Annotated in this window: 1 protein-coding gene; it reads right to left on the minus strand. The window is 37.7% G+C overall.

The features are described 5' to 3' along the window. The coding region (locus tag IDG65_RS14220) for a LysE/ArgO family amino acid transporter (RefSeq protein ID WP_206174215.1) at positions 1-449 on the minus strand (449 nt) is incomplete at its 3' end. Positions 450-472: the final 23 nt, after the last annotated feature.

Genomic DNA, 472 nt, shown 5'->3' on the forward strand with positions numbered 1-472 from the left:
GTCGCAACAGTAAATGCTATCTTTTCAGAGCCATCATAGGCAGAAGCGCTTGTACCTATTACGCCAATGGTATCCATAATTGCATGAGGATTAAGTAATGAAACAGAAAGTGCGAAGCTTATTTGCTTTGCAGGTGATATGCCACCTTGCTCATCAATGTCACTACTTTGCTCATGCCACAATGTCCACGCCATATAGAGTAGAAATACTAATCCTATTATGTAGACAACCAATTGAAGTATTGGAAATGACATAAGTATAAGGGACACGCCAACCACTGCTAGTATAATGAGTAAAGAATCACATAAACCAGCTGTAATAATAGCAGGAAGTGCACGCCTAAATTTTGTTTGGTTAGCGCCTTGGTTAAAAACAAATATATTTTGAGCCCCCAATGGTAGTATTAAGCCTATAGCTAATAATACTCCGTGTAAAATAGCTTGTAACAATATAATAACCCTAGACTTAAGTG

The sequence above is a fragment of the Staphylococcus sp. EG-SA-17 genome, assembly GCF_017151845.1.
Classification (GTDB): Bacteria; Bacillota; Bacilli; order Staphylococcales; family Staphylococcaceae; genus Staphylococcus; species Staphylococcus aureus.